At 59.0% G+C, this 10,037-nt stretch carries 7 protein-coding genes and 2 pseudogenes; 2 read left to right on the top strand and 7 right to left on the bottom strand.

Annotated features, from left to right (window positions below; translation table 11 throughout):
- Together Q0288_RS10275 and guaA are read left to right on the top strand one after the other, a co-directional pair.
- Positions 1-601, top strand: a pseudogene (locus Q0288_RS10275) (hypothetical protein); the annotation flags it as partial.
- Positions 602-789: 188 nt separating this feature from the next.
- Positions 790-2,316: a glutamine-hydrolyzing GMP synthase gene (gene guaA, locus Q0288_RS10280; protein ID WP_299430071.1), complete on the top strand. Its 1,527-nt coding sequence runs from the start codon at positions 790-792 to the stop codon at positions 2,314-2,316.
- A gap of 31 nt (positions 2,317-2,347) precedes the next feature.
- Here the strand turns inward: guaA and Q0288_RS10285 are convergent, their stop codons facing one another.
- The 7 genes and pseudogenes from Q0288_RS10285 to nusA all read right to left on the bottom strand — a co-directional run.
- Positions 2,348-2,941 carry a protoglobin domain-containing protein gene (locus Q0288_RS10285; protein WP_299430073.1) on the bottom strand — a complete coding sequence of 198 codons (594 nt, stop codon included), beginning with the start codon at positions 2,939-2,941 and terminating at the stop codon, positions 2,348-2,350.
- Positions 2,942-3,291: 350 nt separating this feature from the next.
- Positions 3,292-5,571 carry a protein translocase subunit SecD gene (gene secD / locus Q0288_RS10290; protein WP_299430075.1) on the bottom strand — a complete coding sequence of 760 codons (2,280 nt, stop codon included), beginning with the start codon at positions 5,569-5,571 and terminating at the stop codon, positions 3,292-3,294.
- A gap of 164 nt (positions 5,572-5,735) precedes the next feature.
- Complete coding sequence (locus Q0288_RS10295) at positions 5,736-6,059, bottom strand: hypothetical protein (RefSeq protein WP_299430077.1); 324 nt, start codon at positions 6,057-6,059, stop codon at positions 5,736-5,738.
- A 25-nt stretch (positions 6,060-6,084) separates the two neighbouring features.
- On the bottom strand, positions 6,085-6,822 hold the full coding sequence (locus Q0288_RS10300) for a hypothetical protein (RefSeq protein WP_299430079.1): 738 nt from the start codon (positions 6,820-6,822) through the stop codon (positions 6,085-6,087).
- A 90-nt stretch (positions 6,823-6,912) separates the two neighbouring features.
- A complete protein-coding gene (gene infB / locus Q0288_RS10305) occupies positions 6,913-8,646 on the bottom strand; it encodes a translation initiation factor IF-2 (RefSeq protein ID WP_299430081.1) in 1,734 nt (577 codons plus the stop codon).
- Between the two features lie 132 nt (positions 8,647-8,778).
- A pseudogene (locus Q0288_RS10310) lies at positions 8,779-9,027 on the bottom strand (YlxR family protein); the annotation flags it as partial.
- Between the two features lie 93 nt (positions 9,028-9,120).
- On the bottom strand, positions 9,121-10,037 hold a 917-nt coding region (nusA, locus tag Q0288_RS10315; RefSeq protein WP_299430083.1), incomplete at its 5' end, for a transcription termination factor NusA.

Raw genomic sequence — 10,037 nt, forward strand, 5'->3', positions numbered from 1 at the left:
CTACACGGTCCTGGCAGAGCAACTCGAGGCCGCTGCCATCGCGCTGCCCCCGGTGTCGGTAGCCACGCCAGTTGTGCCCACACCAGGTGAACCAGTGGCTTCAGAACCCAATCCCCCCAGGCCCGCCGCCAGCAAGAGCCTCAAGGTGCAGGTTAACGAACCGTCGCTCTCCCCCCCGGCTGCCATACCGCCCCGCCGTATTCGCATCGAGGATCGTCTCGAGCCGCCTTTTGAGGTGCTTGAACCACGGCCAGCCAGCCGCCGCTCATTTTTGGTCTGGCTATGGATTATTCCACTGTCGTTGCTGGCGGGGGGAGTTGGTTTATGGCTGCGCTCAAGAACCCAGCCCTCCCCACGCGCAACGGTCTATCCCGTAGAGTTTCGCCTGCAGCCGCCAGACTCGAGGGCCAGTATCATCGTACTGGAAATTCCCGAAGGCTCCAGAATGCCGCTTGACACTGAGATCGCCGAAGTGCCGGGGCGGGTAGATTTTGACCAGCCGGGGGTCTATCGCATTCGCGTTCGGGTGCAGGGCCGTGCCCCAGTGGAATCCCTGATTGAAGTGCCCAGCCCTGGCGGCGTCACCATCAGCCTGCGCTAGCGACCCGGTAAGGGCGTGCTCTCACAACCCGTACTGAGGTTGAAAGTAACACCGGTTTCCGAACAACAGGCCGTTGAGCGACCCTTGACCTGAGACTTGCCACCACGGATCTTCAAGAACTCCACGGGGATGCATCGGTGCCATGCCTTCGGCTTGGAGCTTATTAACTTCGGCCTTATGCTTCTTGCATGAGTGTGGTTATCCTTGACTATGGTTCGCAGTACACCCGCCTGATTGCCCGCCGCATCCGGGAGTTGCGGGCCTACTCGGTCATACTGCCTGGAACTGCAAGCCTGGAGCGCATCAAAGCCGAAAACCCCCAGGCCCTTATTCTCTCTGGTGGCCCGGCCTCGGTTTTCGATCCCGGCAGTCCACGGCCTGCCCCGGGGGTGCTGGAGCAGGGCTGGCCCACCTTGGGCATCTGCTATGGCATGCAGTATCTGAGCCAGCACTACGGAGGCCAGGTCGAGCGCGCCGGACGGCGCGAGTATGGCAAGGCCAGTCTGGAGTTTCATACCGGCCCGCTATTTGCTGGCTTGCAGGGCGAACTGCAGATGTGGATGTCGCACTCCGATGCGGTCACGGTCTTACCCGAGGGCTGGAGCATAATTGCCCGTACCCACGAGAATCCCGTGGCAGGAATTGCGGCACCGGATGGGCGCACTTTTGGGGTGCAGTTTCACCCCGAGGTGGTGCATAGCCCCAAGGGGATGCAGGTACTGGAGAATTTTCTGAGCCTGGCCGGGGTGGCCCGCGACTGGACAGCCCAGCACACCCTGGAAAACCTGATTGCCGAGATTCGCTCAAAAGTGGGTGACGACAGGGTCATATTGGGAGTGTCGGGCGGGGTAGACTCGTCCACCCTGGCCCTCCTGCTTTCACATGCTATTGGCGACAAACTTACGGCGGTATTTGTGGATCATGGCCTGCTCCGACTCGGCGAACGCCTCGAGGTCGAGCAAGCCCTGCGGCCGCTGGGCCGGGCGCTGCGGGTGGTAGATGCCTCCGAGCAGTTTTTGTCGGCTTTGCAGGGGGTAGCCGACCCCGAGCAGAAACGCAAGGTTGTGGGCCGGGAGTTTGTCCGGGTATTCGAGCGCGAGGCCCGGCAGTTGTCTGTTCAGGGCTGCAGATGGCTGGCCCAGGGGACGCTCTACCCCGATGTGATCGAGTCGGCAGGCAGCGGCGAGGGCAGCGCCAACATCAAAAGCCACCACAACGTGGGCGGCCTGCCGGACGACCTGGAGTTCCAGCTACTCGAGCCCTTCCGCTACTTGTTCAAGGACGAGGTACGCGAGCTGGCTTTGCTGCTGGGCCTGCCGGAGCCCATCCGCATGCGGCATCCCTTTCCGGGCCCCGGTCTTGCGATTCGTATACTGGGCGAGGTCACCCCACAAAAACTGGACATCCTGCGCCAGGCCGACGATATCTTTATCTCTGGCCTGCGGGACTGGAACCTCTACGACCAGGTTTCGCAAGCTGCGGCCATTCTTACCCCCATACAAAGCGTTGGTGTGATAGGGGATGAACGGAGCTACGGCTATGTGTTGGGCCTGCGGGCGGTTTCCACCCTGGACTTTATGACCGCCGACTGGGCCCGCTTGCCGCTGGATTTTCTGGATGAAATAGCCCGCAAAATCACCCGCCAGGTGCCGGAGGTTGGGCGGGTGGTCTACGATATTACCAGCAAGCCCCCGGCCACGATTGAGTGGGAGTAGAACCCGCACGGCCTGTGCACTCTGCAAACGCTTAGCTGTGGCTGGAACTCTTGCCTAGCTCCTCGAGCCAGCTCACAACCGCGGATTGCAGGATGCGGAGGTTGCCCCCTGATTGCTGCTCTAGGGCTTGCAGATAGGCCTCGAGCCGCTCGTCGGCAGCCATGGCTTTGACAGAGTTCGCCAGGCGCATCCAGGCCATGGTCAGCTGGTCGGCTTCGTCTAAAGGTAGGCTGATGTGGGAAAGCTGCCAGATTTGCTCGGTGAGCCAGCCCCACATTGCCATCACCTGGCCTTTGGAGATGCCCCGATTATGGTGTACCTGACCAACCAGGATCTGCCAGGCGAAGTACTCGAGGTTGAAAGGCCCTGTAATCGTGCGCCGATACCAGATCCGCAAAACCTGTTCGCGCATGGCGCGTTCACCCTCACGGAACACCGAACGGGTGGCTGGATGGCTGAACAAGGCGTCGTAAAAGCCATTGATAACTGGATCTTCCCAGCGTTGCAACTGGGGCAGGTAGGTTCTCAGGGTGTGTTCATCCTGGGCGCCAAAGCGTGTGACGGGAGGCAACCCCTCCCAGATTGCTTGTGCAACTTGAAAATACCCCTGCAGCGATGGGCTCATGTAACCAGAGTAGCCTAGTTTTACCGGGCAATTTGCCCCAAGCGGGGACTGCTTGGGGCTCGGGTTCTTGGTACTGCACACCCCTCCCTGACGGTCGGTGAAAAAAGCGTCTCCCTTCGGTCGGGTTCCGAATCTGGTATGAGATGGTTGCTGGCTGGGATTAGGGCGGTGATCGTAGAGGGCGCACTCATTTGTGCAACCCCGTGGGTGAAAATAGCGAAAACCCAGATAGCGATGCCAACCGTTTGAAAACCGCCCTGTGACCCCACCCTCAGTTTTGTCAGCACAGAAGTCTTGGAAACAAGAAACCTTCCCCGAAAAAGAGGAAGGTAAGAATCTCTGGGTTTATATCAGGCCGAACGGACTTTGGCTGCGGTTTTGCGCTGTTGTTCGCGGGTTTTGTACCAGACCACCAGGGCCGATACCACGTAGATGGAAGAGTAGGTGCCCACAACAAAGCCTACCAGAATCGCCAGCGCGAAGTCGAAGAGTACTGGACCACCCAGGAAGAGCAGGGTCAGGACCGGCAGCAAAACAGAAAGGGAGGTCATGAGGGTGCGGGATAGGGTCTGGTTGATGGAGGCATTGACGATCTCGAAGTAACTATGCCCGCGCATAAGCTTGAGGTTTTCTCGGATCCGATCTGAAATGATAACGGAGTCGTTGAGCGAGAATCCCACCACGGTAAGCAAAACTGCAACCGTGGGAATGGAAAACTCCAATCCCAACAGACTATACATCCCTGCCACGATTGCCACGTCGTGACCCACCGCAATCACGCTGGCCACTCCAAAGACCCAGTCAAATCGGAAGGCGACGTACACCAGAATTAGCGCCAGCCCCACCAGCACAGCCAGAATAGCCGTCATTCGCAATTCGGCACCAATGGTCGGGCCCACGGTCTCGGACTGCAGTACGATAGCGTCAAGCTGTTCTCGGAACCGCTTTTCCAGTTCGATCCGCTGATCTTCGGTGATTTGCCGCACCCGCACAGAGAATTCGTTACCGGTAGCACTGGTCAGGGATGTAATTACCGACTCGTCTCCGCGCACCCCGGCAATTCCGGCCTGATCCAAAAATTGGCGGATTTGTTCTGAGCGCACATCGTCGGCGACCCGCACCAGAAAGGCGGTTCCACCGGTAAAGTCAATGCCGAAGTTAAAGCCCTTGAATGCAATTACCCCCACAGCCATCAGTGCGGTGACCAGTGAGAACAAGGAAACGTTGCGGGCGTATTTCATGAAATCTATTCTGGTTCCCCACAGCCAGTAGGGGGGCTTGACCTCGCGGCGATCCCCAATTACCTCGAGCATCCAGCGGCTGGTCACGATGTTCGAGAAGACCGAGACAATCACGCCCAGTGCCAGCATCACCGCAAAGCCCCGTACAGGGCCGGTGCTGTACTGGTAAAGAGCCGCCGCTGCCAGCAGGTGACACATGTTAACGTCCAGAATTGTGACGATGGAGTACGAAAACCCGCCTGGAACAGCCTGGCGAAACTTTTTGCCCAGCTTGAGTTCTTCCTTGATACGCTCAAAGGACAGTACGTTACCATCCACGGCTGCGCCCAGGGTCAAAATCAGACCTGCAATGCCCGGCAGGGTCAGGGTTACGCCAAGCATCGAGATGGAGGCCAGCAACAAGATCGATGTATAAAGCAGGCCCAGGGCCGCAACCAGCCCTAACCAGAACCCGTAGTAGGCGAAGATCAGCACAAAGAGCAGGATGGTTCCGATGAGGCCTGCCTGAATTCCTGCGGTGATGGCGTCTTGGCCCAGGGTGGGGCCGATGGCGCGGGTCTCGGCCACATCTAGCTCGACCGGCAGCGAACCGGAGCGCAGCACCAGGGCGATGTCGGAGGACTCCTGTACGCTGGCCAGCCCTTCGATCACGGCCCGCCCACCCCCAATGGCCTGGCGGATATTGGGAGCAGTGAAGACCTTGTCGTCCAGCACTACTGCCAGTTGTCGGTTAACGTTGGCTCGCGTAGCCTCCTCAAATTTCTGGGCACCCTCGGCGGTAAACTCCATGTCTACCTGTGGTCGCCCGAACTGGTCGAAGGAGGCATTGGCCGTACGCAGATCGGTACCGGTCAGAAGGGGAGGCCCCAGGTCGGTTAGTTTGAAAAGGCCCTGCTCGAGTTCAGCCCGGCGGGCGGTAAGCTCTGCCCCGCTGAGGCCAGCATCTCGCAGTATCGCGTTGATCTGTGCAACCGTGGTGCCCTGGGCGCCCTGATTTACGATGCGGAACTCGAGCCTGGCGGTCTGGCCGATCAAGTCCAAAGCACGCTGCTGTTGCTCAGGGGTGAGACCTGGCAGCTCTACAACGATACGGTCATGGCCCTGTACCTGTACCAGTGGTTCGGCTACCCCGATGGCATTGACCCGGTTTTCGATTACAGTCCGGGCTACGTCCAGGTTGGTTCTGGCGATCTGGGGGTCGGGGTCTGGATCCACTACTTTGAGGGTGACGCGCAAGCCACCCTGCAGGTCGAGGCCCAGTCGAATCAGGCCGTCGTGAGGCAACAAAGGATTTTGCGGGTCTCGAGCATCCCAGGGGCGGAACAGCCCTGCGGTCGCTCCAAAAAGGATCAACAAGAGAAAAATTCCTGTCCAGAGGCGTTTGGTCATGGTTATTCCTGAGGGTATTGAAACTTGTAGGTGTGCAGCTCGAGCGGAGTATTGCTAAACTCGAAATGAACTCCGCCATGCCTATAGAAACCTACCTGGAGCTGTCTAACAGGTTATTTGGGGTTTCAGGTGCAATGCACCTCGCTGGAGCTGCCATAGCACGCTTAGCCGTCATCGGTTTGCAGGCGGGCGTACAGCAAATAAAGCCACCGACCTCGAGGTGGGGCCGGGCGGTAGGGGGCTCCTGCATGAATGGGGGCTTGGCGAATCCGTGGGGTGAGCCCGAGAGACAGCACCAAGAGGCTAAAACCCGGAGAGTGGAGCTTGCTTTTGGCATCAACAATCTGTTGCGGTAGGGGAACCGCACTCCAGCCCTGGCCGAAATCGGCCTCAATCTTGCTATTTGGGGACGACCAGAGCATGCCTGGCCCCAGGCTGATCACAGCCAGTGTGAGCAGTGCAGTCCAGCGGAGCCAGGATAAATGCATCAGCTTTCCCAGTGTAGAGCAATTTTCAGTTTCCGACCAGTTCCAGCCGCAAGGGCAAGGGGGCGGTTTGTAGCAGATCGCTCAGGTACAGGGCCTCCTGTTGGGAGTTGAAGCCTTGGATAGAGACCGTACCGCCGGCGATCGGGCCGCGAATGGTAGGGGTGATCAGGATGCGCCCGTCCACCGCGACGGCCACCCGGCGGCCGGGATTTGCCGCAGTAAGGCGAGCCAGCTTGGCGGCCCCCTCCCGATTCAGACGCAGGATTAGGGCCGGACGGCCTGACTCCCCCTGGTTTGCTTGCACCCTTTCCAGGTCGCGGTTGGTAAGGAGGGGTGGTTCCAGATCGGCGGGCCGGAGTTGGCCAATGGTACGATGGTTTGCGCTGGCTTTTACCAGTTGAAGAGCCAGATTTCCACGCCGGGTCAGCAGGGCCCTGGCCCGATTGCGCTGGGCGGCCTCGAGCTGCGGCAAGCGAACCGTCATACGGCTGTTCTGGATCTCTACACGGAAGCCCCGCACCCCGATATTTTGCAGACGCTGGATCAAAATGTTCCTGGTCTGTTCTAAGGTTTGGACATTCACGCTCCCGACAGCTTGCAATCGGACAATTTCCAGCCGGGCCTCGGCCGCCTGGGTCTGCAGGGTGTGATACTCCTGCAGATCGCGGAAGAAGGCTGCTAGACTGACAAAGAACACCACCAGCAGGATCCCCGGAATCAGGGTGAACAACAGATTGAAAATCCACCGTGCAATATTTCCCATTGACATCACTGTAGCGGAAAAGGGCTCGAGGGTTTGCTGAGTGAACCAGTAAGAAGCAGACCGTGTTATTGTTTTTTTTCGTACATAGCCCTAATCTGTCGCTACCTCGACCTGTTGACTGGCTTCCAGGATGTCGCCTTCCTGGAACTCGGTAAACCCCTCGAGCAGGATCCCACACTCGAAACCCTGGGCCACCTCACGGACATCGTCCTTGACACGCTTGAGACCCTCAATTTTGCCCTTCCAGACCTCCTTACCCTTGCGTAGTACGCGCATATCCGCGTTGCGAGAGATTTTGCCCGAGGTCACCATGCAGCCAGCAATTACCCCCCGTGAGAGTTTGAAGATGGCCCGCACCTCGGCAATGCCCAGGATTTCCTCCTTGAACACCGGCTCACGCTGCCCCTTGACCATCTTGCGGATCTCGTCTATCAACTCGTAGATGATGCGGAAGGTTTGCAGCGGTACACCCTTTTGTTCGGCCATTTTCTTGACCGAACCGCTGGGGTTGACACTGAAGGAAAGGATGGCCCCGGTCGCGGTGGAGGCCAGCAAGACATCCGACTCACTGGGGGTTCCCACCCCGGCCAGCAGTACGTTGATCTTGACTTCCTCGGTGGACTCCCTGGCCAGAATATTCTGGATGGCCTCGAGCGAGCCCTGGGTGTCGGTACGCAGAATCAGGTTGATCTCTTTTTGCTCGGCCTCGTGCATCGAACGCATTAGATCGGCCAGGTTGCGAGCCCGGCTCAACTCAGAAAGGCCCTGCCGGGCCTTGCGTTCTTCGATTCGTTCCTCGGTAATTTCTTTAGCGGCAACCTGATCGGGCACCCAGGTAAAAGTATCACCGGCCACCGGTAGATCCGAAAAACCCAGAACCTGTACTGCGCCACCTGGCCCGGCCTCGCTGCGCCGGGTGCCCTCTGCGTCCGACATGGCCTTGAGCTTGCCCCAGTGTTCCCCAGCCACTACAAAATCACCAATTTTGAGGGTGCCTTGCTGTACCAGCAGGCTTACCAGGACTCCAGCCTGCCTGTCCACCCGCGCCTCCAGGATGACCCCCTGGGCTTCGGCACTGGGGTCGGCCCGCAGATCCTCGAGTTCGGCGGTCAGCAGGATGGTCTCGAGCAGATCTGCGATACCCTGGCCGGTTTTGGCAGAGATGGGCAGCACTTCCGCATCACCGCCATAGGCTACGGGAATGATGCCCATTTGCATTAGATCCTGGTATACCTTGTTGATGTCGGCGTTGGGCAAATCCATCTTGTTGGCGGCAAAGATGACCTTGGCCCCAGAGGCCCTGGCATGGGCGATGGCTTCCTTGGTCTGCGGCATCACCCCTTCGGAAGCCGCTACCACGATTACCGCGATGTCAGCGACCCTGGCCCCGCGCTGGCGAATAGTGGTGAACGCCTCGTGGCCGGGGGTATCAATAAACACCACTGTACCGCCCTGGGAGCCACTGCGTGGAGCCGTTTTGACCTCGAATGCACCCACATGCTGGGTGATGCCGCCGGCTTCTTTCTCGGCAATGCGGCTCTTACGCAGGTAGTCCAGCAAACTGGTTTTGCCGTGATCCACGTGGCCCATGATCACCACCACTGGGGGGCGATGGGGGATGGCCTGACGGGCTTCCTCGGCTTTTCGAGCTGCTTCGGCCACCTTCTGCTCGCCGATGAGTTCCTTGACCGTTCTGGCCGTGTCTTCCTCGAGGGTGCTGGCATGGGACTTGTAGGCCACCTCTATCTCGTCGAGGATTTTTAGCAGCTCGTCGTTGGTCATGCCAAGTTCTTTTGCGAGCTGATAGATTCTGATTTTTGCCATGCTGACCTCCTGATGAATCTAAGTTGAGCGGGGTCGCTCCCCTGTCTGATCGGACAGTGCCGGTACACCAGGTTGTATCTGACCCCGGGTTGTGGATTCGTTTGGGCTCGTCGTGGGAGTGCTGGCGCTTTTGTCCTGTATTACTAAAACGGCCTGTAATGCCTGCGAAAGTTCTGCAGCAGTGGCTCCTGCAAAACGGCGCAATTTTTTCTCGACCCAGCACTCGGGTTTGTCGGGGCACACATAGGCTCCGCGTCCGGGCTTGCGCCCTGTCGGATCGAGGACTGGGCCTGCCTCCGTAAGCACAATCCGCAACAATTCATGCTTGGGCCTGCGAAGGCGGCAGGCCATGCACTGGCGAATGGGGACGTGTTTAGCCATCGGAATTTTGCCTCCGTCACGGGCCACAGGGCTCAGGCCTCAGGTCAAAGAAAAGTTTGACTACCGGCTTGCGACCTGAGGCTTGCGGCATGCCTACTCACCTTCCTTGAACAGGCTCTCGAACCGGCTCTTCGCGTCCTGTGAGACCTTCACGCCCTCTTCCTTCTCGGCGGCTTTCAGCATGGCGGCGTCGAGGTCGGTAATTTCCTCGGCTTCCTCGAAATCAATCTCGTAGCCGGTCAGCCTGGAAGCCAGGCGCACGTTTTGCCCGGCCTTGCCAATGGCCAGGGAGTGTTGATCTTTGGCAACCACTACGGCGGCACGGTTTTTGCCATCTTCGGTGGTAGCAGCCTCGGTTACGATCTCGCCCACGGTGGCAGGTGAAAGCGCGTTGCGGATGAACTCTTTGGGGTTGGAGCTCCACTGGATAATATCCACCCGCTCGCGGCCCAGTTCTGCCGACACCGCCTGAATGCGCTGGCCCTTGTGCCCAATGCAGGCCCCGATGGGATCCACATTGGGGTTGTGGCTCATTACTGCAACTTTGGAGCGGCTGCCTGGTTCGCGGGCCACGGCCTTGACCTCTACAATGCCCTCGGCAATCTCGGGCACTTCCTGGCGTAGCAAGAATCGCAAGAGCTCTTCGTTAGCGCGGGAGACCACCAGGCTGGGGCCCTTGGCTGAGCGCTGCACCTGCTTCAAGTAGACCTTCACCCGCTGTCCGGGGTGATAGCGCTCGGTGGGGATTTGCTCTTTCTGGGGCATCAGGGCTTCCCCCCGTCCAAGCTCGACATACACGTTGCCCCGGTTATCTACGCGGGCCACACTGCCGGTAACGACCTCGCCTTCTTTGTCTTTATATTCGTTGTGAACGCGGGTGCGCTCGGCTTCTTTGAGGCGCTGGGTAAGGACCTGCTTGGCGATCTGCACAGCAATGCGGCTGAACTCCTCGGGGTCTACCGGGAACTCCATCTCCTCGCCCAGAGCAACCTCGGGGTCATACTTCTGGG

The sequence above is a fragment of the uncultured Meiothermus sp. genome, from assembly GCF_937863175.1.
Taxonomy (GTDB): domain Bacteria; phylum Deinococcota; class Deinococci; order Deinococcales; family Thermaceae; genus Meiothermus.

Coding starts and splice junctions, on each gene's coding strand:
- guaA (WP_299430071.1), top strand. CDS start 790: ATGAGTGTGGTTATCCTTGACTATGGTTCGCAGTACACCCGCCTGATT.
- Q0288_RS10285 (WP_299430073.1), bottom strand. CDS start 2,941: ATGAGCCCATCGCTGCAGGGGTATTTTCAAGTTGCACAAGCAATCTGG.
- secD (WP_299430075.1), bottom strand. CDS start 5,571: ATGACCAAACGCCTCTGGACAGGAATTTTTCTCTTGTTGATCCTTTTT.
- Q0288_RS10295 (WP_299430077.1), bottom strand. CDS start 6,059: ATGCATTTATCCTGGCTCCGCTGGACTGCACTGCTCACACTGGCTGTG.
- Q0288_RS10300 (WP_299430079.1), bottom strand. CDS start 6,822: ATGGGAAATATTGCACGGTGGATTTTCAATCTGTTGTTCACCCTGATT.
- infB (WP_299430081.1), bottom strand. CDS start 8,646: ATGGCAAAAATCAGAATCTATCAGCTCGCAAAAGAACTTGGCATGACC.